Below are 16,889 nucleotides of genomic sequence, written 5' to 3' on the forward strand. Positions count from 1 at the left end.
CAATATCCGCGGCCATTCCTACCGGCTCAAGGAGAAGCTCAAAGCCGGACTCGTGCGGGTGGACGACGCCTCAACGGCGACCTAACCAGGGTGGGGAATTTTCGATGACCATAACTGGGGAAATTTGGGTGACCCTTGACAGCTGTGCTTCACACTAGCAGTACGCAGCGCTTAGTGCAAACTTCATGGACGTTTTGATGAGGTAGGAAACGATTCCTGAAATCATATAGCAGCGCATGGAGCGTAGAGCACACGTCACCAACGGAGCAGGGTCGCACAGCCTTACCTTCCTTTCCTAAATTCAGGCCTTGCCATCTAATTGACTCTCGACCTCCTGACACAGCAACAGTCTTAGCTGCCCCTCGTGTACTTCGCCAGAAACAATGGGCTCGGTAGACCTAGACTGCGCCTTTGCGCGGTTCACGGTGCAGGGCTTCGGCTACCGCACGGGGGTTCCGAGACGCAACGCGCAGAAGCGCGAGCGCCGGACCATCAGGGGTTCGCCTTCCCTGCTCCCAGTTACGCAACGTCGCCACGCTCACGCCAATCATCAAGGCAAATTCGGTTTGTGACGCCTTGAGCTTTCCTCGAACGCTCTTCACATCAGTCGGACGAAAGGTCGTCACCCGAGCAGGCTTCAGGGTGCCTCGCCGTATCTTCCCCGCCTGTCGGATGCTCGTCAGTAATTCCTGAAACGCCGTATCCTTCATGAGAATTCCTCCCGAACGAGTTTTGCCAGTCCCTTGAGCTGTGCGGCCGTCAAATCGCCTTGCTCGTTCTTCGCATAGAGATACAACATATAAAATGTCTGGCCTGCTGGCTCCCAATAATAGATGAGACGAACTCCCCCGCGCTTCCCCCGACCCGGTGCCGCCCAACGAAGCTTTCTCAATCCCGCACCGCTCTGAATTAGGGGGCCTTGTGCGGGCCGAAGCAGCATGGCCAACTGAAGCGCTCGATACGCCTCATCGTCAAGATGACGGCGAAGCGCCGTTGTAAATACCGGAGTCTCGACGAACCGCATGCCCGATCATACGCCATTGGCGCAGCCATCTGCAAGATGGTTTCATCTCATCACTCAGAACTAACACAGGCAATCAAACTCTTTACCTCATTCGAACGACACCGCCCCCCCTGCTCCAGAAAATTGGCGCGCCTACCTGCGACTTGTACGAAGGCGTATCTCTTCACCCTTCTCTCCCTAAGGGGCCGGGGCTTAATGCGAACGTCACCGGAGGAGCGGGAACCCTTCGAGGCTGCGCTAAGAAGGAAAGCGGAAACTGACCGAGTCTGCGAGGGAATTTCCGAAGGCTTCCGCTGAGCGGAGCCCGAATGGGTCCCTCCGGGAGGTGCGAGAGCAGTTGAGCCCCAGCCCCACATCCACTCTCCTTGCCCTTCCGTATGGCCTTATGTAAGGATTACCCCTGCTATCCGACAGACCTGCACATTCCCTCTTCAGACCGATAAAGGAGAAGCTCTATGCCTCCCAAAGTTGAAATCCCCTCCATTGTCAAAGTGACGAAGGCCGACGAGGAATGGAAGAAGCTCTTGTCGCCGGCGGCCTATCAAGTCTTGCGCCATGAAGACACGGAACGGGCGTTTACGAGCCCGCTCCATGAGAATCACGCCTCCGGCATCTATTACTGCGCAGGCTGCGATCTCCCCGCCTATTCGTCGGAGCATAAATTCGACAGCGGCACCGGCTGGCCCAGCTTCTGGCAGCCGATCGATCCGAAGGTGATCGAGACGCGCACCGATTCGAAATTCTTCATGACCCGCGTCGAAGTCCACTGCGCCCGCTGCGGCGGCCATCAGGGCCATGTCTTCGATGATGGTCCGAAGCCGACCGGACTCCGCTACTGCATCAACGGCGTCTCGCTAAAATTCATCGCAAGCTAATCGTCTGCTCCTTGTTCGTCATTGGCGTGAACCTCCCTAGGTTAATCCTCTCAGGCACTACCCGCTCCCCCCAATGGAGCGGGTAGCACATGCCCCGCGATCCATGTACAATCCCATTCACATCTCTCTGGAGCCTGTGTCTGTATGTCTCGCTGGTTCTCGTTCGGCAGTCTGTGCCTCTCTAGTCTGACCCTCATCTCCTGCGGGAACGGCCTCTCGCCGTTCGCCTGGAACACCGACCCCTGTGCCCTGATTACGTCGGCAGAGGCCGAACGCGCGCTGGGCGAACCGGCCCAGGAAGGCCAGCGCACCGATGCGACCACCTGCGTCTTCAAATCAACCCGCGACAGCGCCAATGCCGTGACGGTGCAAGTGGACGAAACCCCGGGCAAGGACCGGCGCGCCGGATTCAACAAGGACCGGCTCAGACGCGACAGCGTGCTCGTGGCGGGCCTGGGAGACGGCGCCATTCGAATCGACTCCCCGCCCTCGTTATCGCGACTGACCTTTTTGAGCAGCGACAATCTCATCACCGTCATGGTCTCCTCCATTCATGCGACGAACCTTTCAGATTCCGTGATGACCATCGGCAGAAGCGCGGCGGAACGGTATGGAGCTGCCGTCGTGGCGTCCCGGATTCCACCGGCCTCTCCCGCGGCCTCCACGAATGCGGCCATGGCCGATCGCCAGACCGGATCCTCGTCGCTCTTGCGCACGTCGCCGGTGACGGTCACGCAGACACGACATGTGGGTGAAACGGACTCGACCGGCCCCACTAAAGCCTCGGCGATCGACACCGGCACACTGGTGGGCACCTGGCAGGCGCACGTCCTCCAGGGCACGACGAAGCATGACTACCTGTTGGTTATTGGGCAAAATCACTCCTGGACGCTCTCGTCCCTGACGCAGTTCGACGGGGTGCTGGATGCCGAGTCCGGCCGTTGGTCGCTCGACCGCGCGAACACGTTCAAGGGCCAATCGTGGAAGGGCACCTACGTCACGGGGCAGCCTGATTCGTTTGTAACCACCGGTAGTCTCCATAGCACCTGGACCAGGCTGGATGGCGATCAGCCCCCCAGCAAAATCCCGGCTGAATTGTGGAGCCTGCGGAAGAACACCACGAGCGTCCCGGTGTTTCAACTCAAGAGCGTGGATCGCGCGCTGGTCGGAGTCTGGGAAAGCACGGGCACCTATGCCGGAGGGCCGGCCACCTTTGTCTGGACCATTAAACCCTCCGCGGCCACGGATCTGTTCATCATGGATCAAACCCGCGGCACGGTGGTGACGAAGAGCGGTCTCGTGCAGTTGCAGCCCACGCAGAAGCGGCAGCGGAGTTTGGGCATCGTCGCCACGCAGGAAGGCGGCTTCACCACCAGCGACGGGAAAACCAGCCTGCGCTGGACCCGCCTCGCGCCGCCACCGGAAACCCCACAACCACTCTAGTCATACCGGGCACGCGAGATCCCGTGCCCCTGTAGGGAGCTACTGCGATGTCCAACACGCATGAGACGATCGGATTTGTCGGCGTCGGTCGCATGGGCGCGAACATGGCGCGCCGCCTGAAAGACTTCGGCTTTCCCATCTCCGCCGTCTACGACCGGAATACGGCCGTCGCGACGGAACTGGCCAAGGAACTCGGCTGTCAGGTCGCCGCCAATCCGGCGGCCGTCGCCGAATCCTCGCAGACCGTCATCACGGTCGTCACCGACGATGCGGCGATGGATCAGATCTTTGCCGTGAACGATGCCACCGGCCTTCTCGCCCACGCGAAGGACCGGCTCTTCATCAATTGCGCCACCGTCTCTCCATCGATCCATCGCGACGTGGAACAGCGGGTGACCGCACTCGGCGGCGCTTCGCTCGAAGCCTGTATGGCGAGCAGTATTCCGCAAGCGCGGCAGGGCACGCTCTATCTGATGTGCGCGGGCCGGAAAATGACGTTCGAACGGGCGAAGCCCATGCTGCAGACGCTGGGGAAGACCGTCCGCTACGTCGGGGCCAGCGGAACGGCGGCAGAAGTAAAGGCGCTGGTGAATATGGTGATGAACTGCAATACGGCGGCGCTGGCGGAAGGATTGGGGTTAGGCCAGGCGCTCGGGCTGGATCTGACGATGCTCCGCGAGGTCTTCAGCCAGACCGGCGCGAACTCGCGCGTCCTGGAGACCGACGGAGAAGATATGCAACAGCGGGCCCATGACTGCTACTTCTCTGCGGCCCACGCCGCGAAAGATTCCGGCATCGCGGTGGCCTTGGGCCGTGCCGCCGGTCTTTCACTCCCCGTGGCTGACGCAACGCTGGCGCAATATCAACGGCTGGTGGCGAGCGGGAAAGGCGAGCTGGATAAATCGGCCGTCGCCGAACTCACCTTCAAGGACCGGCTGGGCTAGGAGGCCATCTCGGACTTCGATTCGACTGTCGCTAACACATCGCGGACTTTCGACGCCAGCATCGAGGGAGAATAGGGCTTCTTCAGCATCCATCCACCCATGACACCCTCAAAATTCGAGTACGATACCAGACCCGACACAAACAGGACCGGCAACTCCGGCCGCTGGATGCGTAACAGATGGGCCAATTGCGGTCCGGACATCTTCGGCATCACGATATCCGCCACCAGAATGGATATCTGATCGCTATTTTCATCGAACAACGCCATCGCCTGTTCGCCGTTTTCAGCATAGAGCACCCGATACCCGTGCATCTCTAACATCTGGCCGGTCACATGGCACACGGCTGCGTCGTCATCGACGACCAAGACCGTCCCCTGCGTGGTGGATTCTCCCGTCGCACTCGGCTGCACACAACCCGAACCGTTCATGGCACCTCCTTGCGTAAACCGCTCAACATGTACCATGGAAGCCAGGAGGAACCAAGGACAAGATGGGTTTTGACCGGCACGGACTCGCGCTACTGGATTCCGGCAAACCGGCTCCAGAGGCTGATCGCCATCCACAGCACGAAGGCGACGAGACCGAGGAGCAACCCCACTGTCCCGGCGATGATGCCAACGACATAGGACCAATCGGCGTGGGTGCCCCTGGCTGCTTGCGTCGCCGCCTGACGCAGCAAATCCGCATTCCGGCTATTGCTGCGAAACCAGACGGAGAAGAGATCGCCGAGGATGGGAATCGCGCCGATGACGCCGTTGATCAGCAGATTCAGGCTCATTCGGGCGATGACGATGCGCGGCACTTCCAGACGCGCGGCCATCCCCAGGATGACCGTCCCGATTAGATTCGCCAACACATCGCCGATGCCCGGAATGAGCCCGATGAGGGGATCGAGTCCGAGGTAGAGCGAGGTCCCGGGAATCTTAACCGTGGTATCCAACACTTTGGCCAATAATTCCGCCGCCTCGACCAACGCCTGGCGGTGGAGGGCCTCTCCTGAGGGCTCTGGCGGAGGGATCGCTGAGGAATTATTCATGCGCTCGCCACGCCAGATGGTCTTTTAGCCAGCAGCGATCCATCACGACCGCGAGGCCGGCCTCTCGCGCGAGCTGCGCCGCGGCTTCGTTGACGACACCCTCCTGCATCCAGATGGCTTTCGCGCCACGCGCGATCGCTTCTTCGACGATCGGCCGGACGTCTTCGGACTTCCGAAAGATATCGACCAGCTCGATCGGACCCGGCACAGCCGTGAGCGACGGATAGGCCGGCTCGCCGACGACGGTCTGTTCGTTGGGATTCACTGGAATGACCCGGTAGCCTTGCGCCTTCATGTAGGCCGCCACATGATTGGATGCGCGAGCGGGATTGGATGACGCGCCGACCACGGCAATCGTCCGGCAGTCCGCCAGAATCTGCCGAATGGTTTCGCCTTCTGACTTGTTCATGGCCCCCACCCTACCATGAGCCACGGACTGCGGAAAACGGGTGAAAGGATCGGCCCCTTGACGACATATCCGGGATAGGTCATATCACCTACGCCCCGGATCGGATCGATCCAGGGTGACACTCTTGACGATGGAGGCTCCCATGCGACGTGGCTGGCGTGCAGTGTTCACTTCGGTCCTGCTCTCCTGTGCCGGGTTCTCCGCCCTGCTGGCTCCTGCGCCAAGCCCGGCCGCAGACACGGCGGTTGCACTGCCGTTATCCAAGATCGTCCTCTACTCCAGCGGGGTCGGCTATTTCCAGCATGACGGCACGGTGACCGACCGAACGCAGTGGGAGCTGCGGCTCCAGACCAATCAGATCAACGATCTCTTGAAGAGCCTCGTGGTCCAGGATTTTGGCGGCGGGAAGGTTTCTACCGTCACCTACGGATCACGCGACCCGGTGACGAAGACCCTCGGCAGCTTCGGCATCAATCTCAACGGACACCCGACCCTGGGCCAGATCCTGACACAGGTGCGCGGCGAACGGGTCGAGGTGACGGCGCCCAATGCCCTGCTGGGCACTATCCTGGGCGTGGAAAAGAAAACGGAATCCCTGAGTGACGGCCAAACTCGTCGAACGATCGAGCAGGAATATCTCAACCTTCTGACGGACGAGGGCTTTCGCTCGCTCCCCTTCGCGCAGATCCAGCGGGTCAAATTATTGGATGCGGCCTTGAATGCCGAACTGCAGCAGGCGCTGGCCACCCTGGCGACCAACCACGATGCCCAACATAAGACGGTCTCCATTGAGTTCGACGGCACGGGTAGCCGCCAGGCTCGCGTCGCCTATCTGACCGAAACGCCGGTCTGGAAAACGACCTACCGTCTGGTGCTCGATGAGGAGAAAGCGCCCTACCTGCAAGGCTGGGCCATCGTGGAGAATCAGACGCATCAGGACTGGCAGAATGTGAAGCTCTCGCTCATTTCCGGTCGGCCCATTTCCTTCACGATGGATCTCTATCAGCCGCTCTACAATCCCCGACCGGTCGTACAACCGGAGCTCTATGCGAACCTAAAACCCCACACTTACGGGGACGCCATGGATGAGGCGAAGCCCTCCTCCCCCGCTGCCGCCGCTCCGGCCCGAAGCGAGACGAAGAAGGATCGGTTACTGGGAAAGCTGGCCGAAGGCTTTGCCGGCGGCCGCGCCAACGCGCCGGCTGAACTGGCCATGGCCGCGGACATGGAGATGGGGCGCCTCGACCAGGGCGTCGCCGCGATGGCGATGGCCGAAGACAAGGGAGAGCTGTTCGAGTATCGTCTGGATCAACCGGTGACGCTGGGCAAACATCAGAGCGCGCTGCTGCCGATCATCGGCCAATCGCTCCAGGGCCAGAAACTCGCCGTCTATAACCAGTCCGTGAATGCCACACATCCGCTCAACGGCTACCGCCTCACAAACAATTCCACCCTCCATCTCATGCAAGGCCCCATCACCGTATTCGATGGCGGCGCCTACGCCGGGGATGCGCAGATCCACGATCTGGCGCCGGGACAGGATCGGCTGATCAGTTATGCGCTCGACTTGAAAACGGAAGTCGAGCCCAAGCTCGAAGGCGGCACCCAGGAGCTCGCGACCGCCTCGCTCAAGAGAGGCACGATGTTGGTCTCTCGCCGGCTGGTTGAGGATCGGACCTATCTCGTCAGGAATCGCGACCACAAAGCCAGGACGGTCTTGATCGAGCAACCCTCTCGTCCCGATTGGAAACTGGTCGAGCCGAAGGAGGCGACGGAACGGACCAGAGATCTCTATCGCTTCAGCGTCGCCGTGGATGCGGGAAAAACCGCGACCTTGCGCGTGAAAGAGACGCTCCCGATCCAGGAATCGATTCTCTTGATGGAAAGCGGCCTCGACCAGATCGTCTATTTTCAACAGGCCAAAGAGGTCAGCGCCAAAGTGAAAGAGGCCCTGCAACGGGTCGTGCACCTCCGCAGCAAACTCGATGACACCCGCGCGCAACGCACCAGACTCGAACAGCGGATCGGCGAGATCACCGCAGAGCACGGCCGCATTCGCGAGAACATGCAGCGGCTCCAGCAGAACTCCGATCTGTACAATCGCTATGTCAAAAAGCTGGATGGACAGGAAACGGAACTGGAGAAACTCCGGAAAGAGATCGAGTCGCTGAAAGGAACGGAAGAAGAACACCGGCGGGACTTGCAGACCTACGTCATGACGCTCGACATCGGGTGATGTCAGTTCGGCAAACTGAAGAACGCCTGAATCTGCTCGGTCGGCACACACCCGACCAGCACAACGCCTCCCGGTGAAACCACCAGGGGAACTCCGGCCTGGCCAGTCTCGTGCCAGGCCGCTTCCCACTCCCCCATTACCTGGTCGAGATCACTCCCGTCTGGAATCCCGAATTCATCTAGAACGAGGGGGTTCGAGATGTCTTGTCCTTTCACCCAGAATGCGTGGTACAAGGCGCGCACCATCTGCATTCCTGCCTCACGATCGCGCTGGAACAGCGATGCGGCCAGGGCAATTGCCGGTCCGGTGTTCGGTTTGCCGGGCGGCAGCGCGATCGGCAGTCCCGGGGCCAACCGCTGCACGACGGCCACCTCATGGCGCAACTCCGCCCCTAACGACCCTCCCCACGCCTTCATCGGGCGCGGCAGATGCGGCGCATGTTGCACGCCCCGCCACGCACAACGATCGAGCAATTGCAGCTCATGCAGTCGTTCATGCAGCGCATAGCAGAACGGGCAATTGAAGTCGCCATACAGCAGATAGTCGTGCGCCATCGGTTACCCCCCATTCCGATGGGCGAACGTACCCGATGAAGACGCGATGCGTCCAGTGGCCTGAGGAGGATGAGGTTATTGGGAGGATGCGAGCGAGACGATCCCTATTCGCGCCGAAGAATCCGGTCGAGGATCCCGCGCAGCGCCGGGAGCGTGACCGGCTTCGTGAGGACGCCATCCATCCCGGCATCCAAGCAGACTCGTTCGTCGTCTGCGGAGGCATGACCCGTCAGGGCGATGACGGGAATGTGTCTGCCTTGGCCGGTCTCCCGTTGCCGGATCGCACGGGTGGCGTCATAGCCGTCCATCTCCGGCATCTCGCAGTCCATCAGGATCGCGTCGTAGGGTGTTCTCGACGCGGCTTCCAGCGCTTCACGGCCATTCCGAGCGACCTCCACTTCGAAGCCGAGCTTCTGGAGAAATTTGCACGCGACCACCTGGTTGATCTCGTTATCGTCGGCGACCAGGATGCGTTTCGGACCGTTGGCTCCTGCTTCAGACTTGCTCACCGTTTTGATGACGGGTTCGACCTGTTCTCGCTGGATCGCCGGTAATACCAGAGTGGTGTAACGGAATGTTGTCCCCTTCCCGGCCTGGCTTTCGACCGCGATCTCGCCCCCCATCAGTTCGACAAGCTGGCGGCAGATCATCAGCCCGAGGCCCGTCCCGCCGAACTTCCTGGCGGTCGACGCCTCCGCCTGCGAGTAGGCCTGAAACAGTCTGGCCTGCTGTACCTCTGTCATGCCAATGCCCGTATCCGTGATGCTCCATGCCAGGAGGATGCTCTCCGGCAGATGCGAGGGCGCTTGCTGCAACGTCACGGCAACCGCCACGCGGCCACGCTCGGTAAATTTGATCGCATTGCCGACCAGATTGAAGAGAATCTGGCGCAGGCGCACCGGATCTCCTCGCAGACTTTCCGGGACCTCCGGCGCAACCTCCACCGTTAATTCCAGGGATTTCTTCTTCGCCAGTCCAGAGACGAGGGTCAACACATCGTCGATGAGGGAACGAAGATGCACGTCCGCTGTTTCCAGGGACATCTTGCCGGCTTCGATCTTTGAGAAATCCAAGATGTCATTCACCAATACCAAGAGCGCTTCGGCAGACCGATGCATGGTTTGAAGCAGTTGCCGTTGCGCATCGGTCAATGACGTGTCCTGTAACAACTGTGTGCAGCCCAACACGCCGTTCATCGGCGTCCGGAGTTCGTGACTCATGGTGGCGAGAAAGATCCCCTTGGCACGGGCAGATTCTTCGGCCACGTCCTTCGCTCGACGCAGCGCCACGTCGGCCGTCACATCCAACCCATAGGCTCGAATCTGATCAAGGTCACCCAGGGGGAAAAACGACCAGGCAAGGATTCGCTCGGCGATCACATGCTCAATACGACAGGTCGCCGAGCGGGTGCGCAGACACTCCTTGAGAATGCCTTCAAGATCGGGAGGAAGCATTGCCTCGATCCCACGCTCCAGCGCCCCGCAGACGGTCAGAAGCTCGACCATCGCCGTGTTGGCATAGAGCATTCCGCCGGCGCCATCGAATTCGACAATCGGATTCGGTGAATCCTCGGCCAGTCGCGCTACGCGCTGCACATCCCGCTGCACTTCCATCGCAGAGGTCAGATCCCGCGTGACGATGACCGCTCCCACTCGCTCGGTCAGCTGCACTCGGGGCCAAAACGTCGTCGAGAGCTCGAACCGGGTCCCATCCCCTCGCGTCCACTGGTGGGATGGCACCATCGTGACTTCGCCGGTTTTCATCATCTGTTGGAACGGAGCTCCGCCCAATCCATTCGGCTCCGGTAACCGGCAATCCATCAGCTCCTGAAACGACTGGCCGATCACATCGCGGGTACGTCCGACCAGTTGCTGGGCCATCGGATTCACGGACAGGATCCGCCCGCTTCGGTCGGTGACGAAGACTGCGTCGCCCGACGCTTCCATCAAGAGAAAGCTATCTTCTCGCGTGGGCAACCAGGACATCTGACCCGCCCCGCGCGCGTTCGGCTCCGGTTGAGGCCGGGCGCTCATGCGGCCACCTGCCTCAGAATGTCTTCCACATCGATTCCTTCCCGTCGTGGATCCCGAATGTCATGAATACTTCGTCCGCCTTCCGGTTCTTGAGCAAGATCCAATTCCTGGGGCGGGGCACAAGACACACCTCTCGCATCCCGACAGAGATACAGGATTGGAAGGTGAGCCTTGCCGGGGGTAATGGATCCCACGACGCCGACCTCCCCTGATTTCAACGCCACGAGACTGTAGAGGGGAAACACGCCGATCGCTCTGATCAGATACGACACGTGATCGAGCAAATAGGGCTGATCACGGTAGCGTTGATACAACTGCGTCATCGCTTGATTGGACGACAGCGGTGGCCCGCCCGTTTGGCCGGTCAGCAATTCGTCATACTGGTCGACAATCCCCACCAGCGCAGCATAGGCCCAGTCTTGTCCTGCCTCCCCTTCGGTACCGACCGGACCTGTCGGTGCGGCATGATGGTGCTTGACGATGGACAGGACCTCCGCATCGCGGACCCCGCTTTTCTCCAACAACACGAGGCCCTGCGCCGGATGGCTATCGTAGAGAGCTTGCTGGGCCGGAGGCATTGCCTTGGTGCGTTTCAGCAGGTTCTTGGGAAGACGGACAAGACCCACATCATGGAGCAGCGCGGCCACGCCCACGTGTTGCAGCACTTCTCGAGGATAGGATAACGCCTGCCCGATAATGACGGACAGCGTGCACACGGTGAGTCCATGCTCATGCAACGTCGGGTCTTGCTCCCGCAGGCCCATGACGGCGTAACAGGCGGCTTGGCGTTCGAAGATGAAACCGATCATCTCATCAACGAGCTGACTGGCTTCTGCGTATGACACCAGCCCTGTCGCCCGCGTGCCGTCAAAAATGTGATTGAGCCGATTGATCCACTCCGTCCGCCGCTGCTTCGCCAGCGCAAGATTGTCCGCCAGCATCACCGCCGTCCGTTCCAGCGAGACGGGATGCGTAGCCGACGGACTGGGCCCTTCCAGCTGAGACTCGGACACAGGGACGGGATCGGACGGTCTCACCTCAGGAATCGTCACATCAAGGCCCCGGCCGGTATCGATGGTCACCTGAGCAATGCCCGATGCCCGCAAGGTGTCGATTTCCGATTGCGCGCTGATTTCAAATTTATGCCGAAGAAAGGGCGTGTGAAGCCAAGAGCGGTCCACCCCGATCAGGTACATCCCGACTTTCAGGTCGGAGAGCGGAATTGTGCGATGCGCCATATCGAACTGTATCCTTCACGCGGACCACAAACGTTCAGCTCTCATGTTTCGGTTGATTCAGGCACAAACTTGAGGGTCTTCCCTTAGTGTTCATGGCCGTCTGTATCCGTCTTTACAGAGTGCTGTGCGTTCTGTTGGATTCGGGGATTTACGCGTTCTCGACAGACACGTATGATGACCGACGCACATGCCTCACCAGCAGAGCTTCGTAATATCGGGAGAACGACGATGCATGAACATAGGCTGTCGGGGGACCGCTTTTCGGTCGAGTACCATCTCACGGGGACTGAGTCGCAGGGGCGGAACATGGCCGAGCGCCTGTGCGCCGATCAGACCATAGAAGCCCCGCTGTCCCTGCTACGCACCTGCCCAATTCCCGAAGGACTCCTGGGCCGGGTCGAGGATTTCTCACGAGTGGAGGAAACGCGGCATCGAGCCCGGATCAGTTTTCCCGTTGAACTGTTTGGCCATTCGTTCGCGCAGATGCTGCACACCCTGTTCGGCACGGCCAGTCTCAGCCCCCAGGTCCAAGTCGCCGATATTCATCTCCCCACCCAGCTGCCGGAAAGCTGGCCCGGCCCTCGGCACGGTATCTCAGGCATCCGTACAATGACTGACGTGGCCCATCGTCCATTGGCCTGTGCCGTCTTGAAGCCACTAGGGCTCTCTCCTGAGGCGCTGGCGGAATTGGCCCACAGTTTCGCACTCGGCGGCGTGGACATCATCAAGGATGACCAGGGTCTTGGAGATCATGCCTTCTGCCCCTCCGAAGAACGCGTCCAGCGCTGCCTTGCCGCCATTCGTGATGCCAGCCGCTCCACTGGCCGCAGATGCCTTTACTTTACTCACGTCGTCGGATCGCTCGAAGACATCCGGACACAAACACAATTCGCCAGGCAGGCAGGCGCGGATGGAATCCTCCTCTCACCGGGGCTGGTGGGATACCAGGCGCTTCACGATCTGAATCGTCACGCGTCTGACGCGCTGCCCATCATGTCTCATCCGGCATTCCTCGGCACCTACGCCATGGCTCCGACACAGGGGCTCGCTCCAAGCGTGCTCTACGGTCGCCTTCCCCGACTCGCCGGCGCAGACATCACCATCTATCCAACCTACGGCCTCAATTTTACGATCAGCCGCCGAGACTGCACGCAGATCGCGGCGGCCTGCACAGAGTCCTGGGGATCACTGCGGCCCATCTTCCCCACCGCCGCGGGTCGCATGGGAGAAGACCGCATCAGAGAGATGTGCGAGGTCTACGGCCGTGATTGTGTCTTCGTTCTAGGAAGCCAGATACGGGAATCACCGGAAGGCATCGCTGCATCCTGCGAGCATTTCATGCAACGTCTCAATAACTTTTCCGCTGCTCATTGAGGCTGGTTGTTGCTGCTTCCTCGCCGGTCAGCTGCACTGCGATCCCGCAGAATCTGCTACACTTAAGCCAGTTGAAACAGAGGCCAGGTTGATCAATCCCGATCAATGCCGGCCACGTGACAAGGGCAAACCACTCGAGAGGGTGGGACGCAAAGCCAAGGGACCTAACGAGGGACGTATGTTCCAGGGTCAGCCTAGCCGCCACAACGCAGTCCTCTTCCAGCGCCACTGGCGTGCCAGCTCTCTCCCGGAACAGTATTCCCTCCGCAGGCACCGAGGCGGTTATCTCGGAACGGGACTGGGAGGTGCTTTATGATGTCCGCAATCGACACAGCCTTATCGGGCCTGACGAATTTCGCCAAGAAGCTCGATGTCTCCGCCCATAACGTGGCGAATGTGAATACCGACGGATTCCATAAATCAAGGGTTGAGTCCGTCGAGGTCGGAACCGGCGGCGTGTTGCCGGTCGTCCAAAAAGACGATTCCGCCGGACCGAGCGTGCTGAAAGACCGCGGATACGGTGCGGCCCAGGTCGAATTGTCCAATGTCGATCTCGGAGAAGAAGCCGTCAGCCAGATCGTCGCCCAGCGCGGATTCGAAGCCAATCTCCGCACGCTGAAAACCGCCGACGATATGCTGGGGAGCATTATCGACACGAAGCGGTAAGTTCCAGCGCCAGCCATCCGTGCCATCAGGCCCGGCGACATAGCATTCCCGCCTGACAGTATGCTATGTCGAGGTCATGACCGCGCCCCGAGTCCTGTTACTGATTCCCCCGCTGACCCAGCTCAATACCCCGTACCCGTCCACCGCCTATCTCACCGGATTCTTGCAGTCTCAGGGAATCGCTTCTGAACAGGCCGATCTTGGGATCGAGATGGTGTTGCGGCTGTTCAGTCCCGATGGACTTCGGGATGTCTTTCGTCTTGTGCGGCAACAGTCAGACGATCTTCCCCCACAAGCCCTCGCCATGCTCGCGGACGAAGACGCGTACCTGAGTACGATCGACACGGTGGTGACGTTCCTGCAGGGCAAGACTCCAGAGGCAGCGAGTCTGCTCATCGATCCTGGATTTCTTCCGCAAGGTCCGCGGTTCGACGGCAAGACGAGATTTCCGAAATCTGTTCCGATGGAAGATCGAGCGAAGCACTGGGGCACGCTGTATCTCGAAGACCTCGCCGACCTGGTCCAAGCCACGGTCAGCCCATCCTTCGCCCTCAGCCGCTACGCCGAACATCTGGCTCACTCCGCATCCTCATTCGACCGATTAGCCTCGGCTCTCGCCGAGCCGCTCAGCCTGACGGATGAATTCCTGCTGGATGCCCTGTGGCCACACCTCGACCGTGTGGATCCGACCCTCGTGGGTCTGTCAGTCCCCTTTCCCGGCAATCTCTACGGCGCATTTCGGATTGCCCAGGCGATGAAGCAGCGGAGGCCGAACCTCCCGATTGTGCTCGGCGGCGGCTATGCGAATACGGAGTTGCGTCGTGTCCGCGATCCTCGCGTGTTCGACTACGTGGACTTCATCACCTTGGACGACGGGGAACGACCGCTTCTCTCGCTCCTCGAACATCTTGCGGACCAACGCCCGCGAACCAGGCTCTGCCGGACGTTTTACAGAGACGAGCATCACGTCCGCTTCGCCGACGATCGGTCCGTGTCCAATTTCAGCATGAATGACGTCGGATGTCCGACCTATCGGGGCTTGCCGCTGGATCGCTACCTGACAATCCTCGACAGCACGAATCCCATGCATCGCCTCTGGTCCGAAGGTCATTGGAACAAACTGACCGTCGCGCACGGCTGTTATTGGAAGCAGTGCACGTTTTGCGATGTCGGGCTCGACTACATCAGCCGGTATGAAATGACGCCAACCGAACGGCTGATCCAACAAATCGAGCAACTGATCGCCGAAACCGGGCAACGCGGATTCCACTTTGTGGATGAAGCCGCCCCGCCTGCGGCGCTGAAGGCGCTGGCACTGGGATTACTGGAACGGAAGCTCGCGATCACCTGGTGGGGAAACATCCGGTTCGAAGAGGCCTTTTCACCGGATCTATGCAAACTCTTAGCCGCCTCCGGCTGTATCGCCGTGACAGCAGGACTGGAAGCGGCCTCGGATCGTCTGCTCGACAAGATGAAAAAAGGGATCACCGTCGATCAGACCGCACTCGTTGCGGCCGCCTTCAAAGAGGCCGGCATTATGATTCATGCGTATCTCATGTACGGATTCCCCTCGGAAACGATCCAAGAGGCAGTGGATGCTCTCGAACGCGTGCGGCAACTCTTCAAAGCGGACCTGATGCAATCGGCCTTCTGGCATCGCTTTACCACGACGGCCCACAGCCCGGTCGGCCTTGACCCCAAAGCCCATGGACTCCGCATCCTCGGACCGACATTTGAAGGTTTTGCTGATAACGATCTGATTCACCGCGACCCTGTCGGAAAGACACCGGCCTGGCTGGGCGAAGGCTTGCGTCGCTCCATGCTGAACTTTCTGGAAGGGCGAGGGCTCACGATGGATGTTCGGCAGTGGTTCGACCATGACGTACCTGAGCCGCACGTCCCCAAGACCTGGGTACGGAGCCTTCTCCGCAAACGAATAGAGCCTGACCATCTACCGCTTGAACGCCGATTGGTGTGGCTCGGCAATCCGCCGGTCTCAGTGACACAAACCCGACAAGTCAAACTGACACTGCAAGGACGATTTGCCAAGGCGGTCATCCAGCTCCCCCACTCACAGGGGCAGTGGTTTCAAACCGTCATCAAGCAAGCGACCCCGCGCAAGAATAAAACAACACCTTATCCCTGGGTTCGAGACATACAAGCCAGCTTTCCAGGCACAGCGAACGATTTCGTCACATTTTTAGACAGTCCCGGCTGGAGAAACGCCCGTACCGCTGGTCTGTTATTGGTCTAGCGTTTCACCAGACTGATCGCCCCCATACAAAAGGGCGGAAGATGCTCAGCACCTCCCGCCCCCTGCATCACATATGGACGCTCGTTACTTATTCGGTTGCGGCGTATAGCGCAGGTACGGCTTCACTGTCTTAAACCCCTTCGGGAAGAGAGTCTTGGCTTCCGCGTCATTGACGGCCGGAGTGATGATGCAATCTTCGCCATCTTTCCAGTTCGCCGGAGTCGCGACCTTGAACTTCGAGGTCAGCTGGAGCGAATCGATCACGCGCAACAACTCATCAAAGTTACGGCCACATGATGCAGGATAGGTCAAGGTCAGCTTCACCTTCTTGTCGGGTCCGACAATGAACACCGAACGGACAGTCATGTTGTCGATCGCATTCGGATGGATCATGTCGTAGAGGGTCGCCACCTTCTTATCCGGATCGGCGATGATGGGATAATTCATCGTGGTGTGCTGAGTTTCGTTGATGTCGTTGATCCAGCCCTTATGGGAGTCCAACGGATCGACACTGACCGCAATGACTTTCACTCCCCGCTTCTTAAACTCAGGAGTGATCTTGGCCACGGTCCCTAATTCAGTCGTACAGACCGGCGTATAGTCTTTCGGATGCGAGAACAAAATCCCCCACCCTCCGCCAAGCCATTCGTGAAAGTTGATCGGGCCTTCGGTCGTATCGGCTGTAAAATTCGGGGCTTCATCTCCTAAGCGGATCGCCATATGACACTCCTTTCATTAACTCAGAGACCTACAAGTTCGTTTATTGAACAACACGCCTAATGCTCTACATTACTGAGTTC

General features: G+C 59.7%; 16 protein-coding genes and 1 riboswitch. Of the genes, 7 read left to right on the forward strand and 9 right to left on the reverse strand.

What is annotated here, in order from left to right; translation table 11 throughout:
• Positions 1–398: 398 nt before the first annotated feature.
• Complete coding sequence (gene nadS, locus Q7U39_17805) at positions 399–710, reverse strand: NadS family protein (GenBank protein MDO9119816.1); 312 nt, start codon at positions 708–710, stop codon at positions 399–401.
• Positions 707–1,024, reverse strand: coding sequence for a type II toxin-antitoxin system RelE/ParE family toxin (locus tag Q7U39_17810; protein ID MDO9119817.1), 318 nt, complete (start codon positions 1,022–1,024; stop codon positions 707–709). Before Q7U39_17810 ends, nadS begins: the two co-directional genes overlap by 4 nt.
• 455 nt (positions 1,025–1,479) lie before the next feature.
• On the opposite strand from Q7U39_17810, the gene msrB reads away from it, so the two are divergent.
• The 3 genes from msrB (at position 1,480) to Q7U39_17825 (ending at position 4,286) form a co-directional block, all read left to right on the forward strand.
• Positions 1,480–1,899: a peptide-methionine (R)-S-oxide reductase MsrB gene (gene msrB, locus Q7U39_17815; GenBank protein MDO9119818.1), complete on the forward strand. Its 420-nt coding sequence runs from the start codon at positions 1,480–1,482 to the stop codon at positions 1,897–1,899.
• Positions 1,900–2,043: 144 nt separating this feature from the next.
• Entirely contained in the window at positions 2,044–3,342 is a 1,299-nt protein-coding gene (locus tag Q7U39_17820; GenBank protein MDO9119819.1) for a hypothetical protein, read from the forward strand.
• A 47-nt stretch (positions 3,343–3,389) separates the two neighbouring features.
• Positions 3,390–4,286: an NAD(P)-dependent oxidoreductase gene (locus Q7U39_17825; GenBank protein ID MDO9119820.1), complete on the forward strand. Its 897-nt coding sequence runs from the start codon at positions 3,390–3,392 to the stop codon at positions 4,284–4,286.
• Here the strand turns inward: Q7U39_17825 and Q7U39_17830 are convergent.
• The 3 genes from Q7U39_17830 to Q7U39_17840 form a co-directional block, all read right to left on the reverse strand.
• Positions 4,283–4,717, reverse strand: a complete 435-nt coding sequence (locus Q7U39_17830) for a response regulator (protein ID MDO9119821.1) — start codon at positions 4,715–4,717, stop codon at positions 4,283–4,285. The genes Q7U39_17825 and Q7U39_17830 overlap by 4 nt on opposite strands.
• Before the next feature lie 89 nt (positions 4,718–4,806).
• Positions 4,807–5,325: a DUF4112 domain-containing protein gene (locus Q7U39_17835; protein MDO9119822.1), complete on the reverse strand. Its 519-nt coding sequence runs from the start codon at positions 5,323–5,325 to the stop codon at positions 4,807–4,809.
• Positions 5,318–5,734: a CoA-binding protein gene (locus Q7U39_17840; protein MDO9119823.1), complete on the reverse strand. Its 417-nt coding sequence runs from the start codon at positions 5,732–5,734 to the stop codon at positions 5,318–5,320. The genes Q7U39_17835 and Q7U39_17840 overlap by 8 nt, the downstream gene beginning before the upstream one ends.
• Before the next feature lie 142 nt (positions 5,735–5,876).
• On the opposite strand from Q7U39_17840, the gene Q7U39_17845 reads away from it, so the two are divergent.
• Complete coding sequence (locus Q7U39_17845; GenBank protein ID MDO9119824.1) at positions 5,877–7,970, forward strand: hypothetical protein; 2,094 nt, start codon at positions 5,877–5,879, stop codon at positions 7,968–7,970.
• Between the two features lie 2 nt (positions 7,971–7,972).
• On the opposite strand, the gene Q7U39_17850 is transcribed toward Q7U39_17845, so the two are convergent.
• The 3 genes from Q7U39_17850 to Q7U39_17860 form a co-directional block, all read right to left on the reverse strand.
• A complete protein-coding gene (locus tag Q7U39_17850) occupies positions 7,973–8,524 on the reverse strand; it encodes a DsbA family protein (protein MDO9119825.1) in 552 nt (183 codons plus the stop codon).
• A gap of 104 nt (positions 8,525–8,628) precedes the next feature.
• Positions 8,629–10,557, reverse strand: coding sequence for an ATP-binding protein (locus tag Q7U39_17855; GenBank protein ID MDO9119826.1), 1,929 nt, complete (start codon positions 10,555–10,557; stop codon positions 8,629–8,631).
• Entirely contained in the window at positions 10,554–11,795 is a 1,242-nt protein-coding gene (locus tag Q7U39_17860; GenBank protein MDO9119827.1) for a DUF3391 domain-containing protein, read from the reverse strand. Before Q7U39_17860 ends, Q7U39_17855 begins: the two co-directional genes overlap by 4 nt.
• 228 nt (positions 11,796–12,023) lie before the next feature.
• On the opposite strand from Q7U39_17860, the gene Q7U39_17865 reads away from it, so the two are divergent.
• The 3 genes from Q7U39_17865 to Q7U39_17875 all read left to right on the forward strand — a co-directional run bounded on the left by Q7U39_17865 (position 12,024) and on the right by Q7U39_17875 (position 16,089).
• The gene (locus Q7U39_17865; GenBank protein MDO9119828.1) at positions 12,024–13,169 is read left to right on the forward strand and encodes a RuBisCO large subunit C-terminal-like domain-containing protein; all 1,146 of its coding nucleotides are present in this window, start codon (positions 12,024–12,026) and stop codon (positions 13,167–13,169) included.
• A 114-nt stretch (positions 13,170–13,283) separates the two neighbouring features.
• Positions 13,284–13,375: riboswitch (cyclic di-GMP riboswitch) on the forward strand.
• Positions 13,376–13,481: 106 nt separating this feature from the next.
• Positions 13,482–13,835, forward strand: a complete 354-nt coding sequence (locus Q7U39_17870) for a flagellar basal body rod C-terminal domain-containing protein (protein MDO9119829.1) — start codon at positions 13,482–13,484, stop codon at positions 13,833–13,835.
• Positions 13,836–13,911: 76 nt separating this feature from the next.
• A complete protein-coding gene (locus tag Q7U39_17875) occupies positions 13,912–16,089 on the forward strand; it encodes a radical SAM protein (GenBank protein ID MDO9119830.1) in 2,178 nt (725 codons plus the stop codon).
• A gap of 84 nt (positions 16,090–16,173) precedes the next feature.
• Here the strand turns inward: Q7U39_17875 and Q7U39_17880 are convergent, their stop codons facing one another.
• Entirely contained in the window at positions 16,174–16,809 is a 636-nt protein-coding gene (locus Q7U39_17880; protein ID MDO9119831.1) for a peroxiredoxin, read from the reverse strand.
• Between the last annotated feature and the right edge of the window lie 80 nt (positions 16,810–16,889).

Origin of the sequence: Nitrospira sp. (assembly GCA_030653545.1) — a bacterium.
Lineage (GTDB): Bacteria > Nitrospirota > Nitrospiria > Nitrospirales > Nitrospiraceae > Nitrospira_D.

Bases quoted from the DNA above. Each gene is read 5' to 3' on its own strand.
- nadS (MDO9119816.1), bottom strand. From the start codon at position 710: ATGAAGGATACGGCGTTTCAGGAATTACTGACGAGCATCCGACAGGCG.
- Q7U39_17810 (MDO9119817.1), bottom strand. From the start codon at position 1,024: ATGCGGTTCGTCGAGACTCCGGTATTTACAACGGCGCTTCGCCGTCAT.
- msrB (MDO9119818.1), top strand. From the start codon at position 1,480: ATGCCTCCCAAAGTTGAAATCCCCTCCATTGTCAAAGTGACGAAGGCC.
- Q7U39_17820 (MDO9119819.1), top strand. From the start codon at position 2,044: ATGTCTCGCTGGTTCTCGTTCGGCAGTCTGTGCCTCTCTAGTCTGACC.
- Q7U39_17825 (MDO9119820.1), top strand. From the start codon at position 3,390: ATGTCCAACACGCATGAGACGATCGGATTTGTCGGCGTCGGTCGCATG.
- Q7U39_17830 (MDO9119821.1), bottom strand. From the start codon at position 4,717: ATGAACGGTTCGGGTTGTGTGCAGCCGAGTGCGACGGGAGAATCCACC.
- Q7U39_17835 (MDO9119822.1), bottom strand. From the start codon at position 5,325: ATGAATAATTCCTCAGCGATCCCTCCGCCAGAGCCCTCAGGAGAGGCC.
- Q7U39_17840 (MDO9119823.1), bottom strand. From the start codon at position 5,734: ATGAACAAGTCAGAAGGCGAAACCATTCGGCAGATTCTGGCGGACTGC.
- Q7U39_17845 (MDO9119824.1), top strand. From the start codon at position 5,877: ATGCGACGTGGCTGGCGTGCAGTGTTCACTTCGGTCCTGCTCTCCTGT.
- Q7U39_17850 (MDO9119825.1), bottom strand. From the start codon at position 8,524: ATGGCGCACGACTATCTGCTGTATGGCGACTTCAATTGCCCGTTCTGC.
- Q7U39_17855 (MDO9119826.1), bottom strand. From the start codon at position 10,557: ATGAGCGCCCGGCCTCAACCGGAGCCGAACGCGCGCGGGGCGGGTCAG.
- Q7U39_17860 (MDO9119827.1), bottom strand. From the start codon at position 11,795: ATGGCGCATCGCACAATTCCGCTCTCCGACCTGAAAGTCGGGATGTAC.
- Q7U39_17865 (MDO9119828.1), top strand. From the start codon at position 12,024: ATGCATGAACATAGGCTGTCGGGGGACCGCTTTTCGGTCGAGTACCAT.
- Q7U39_17870 (MDO9119829.1), top strand. From the start codon at position 13,482: ATGATGTCCGCAATCGACACAGCCTTATCGGGCCTGACGAATTTCGCC.
- Q7U39_17875 (MDO9119830.1), top strand. From the start codon at position 13,912: ATGACCGCGCCCCGAGTCCTGTTACTGATTCCCCCGCTGACCCAGCTC.
- Q7U39_17880 (MDO9119831.1), bottom strand. From the start codon at position 16,809: ATGGCGATCCGCTTAGGAGATGAAGCCCCGAATTTTACAGCCGATACG.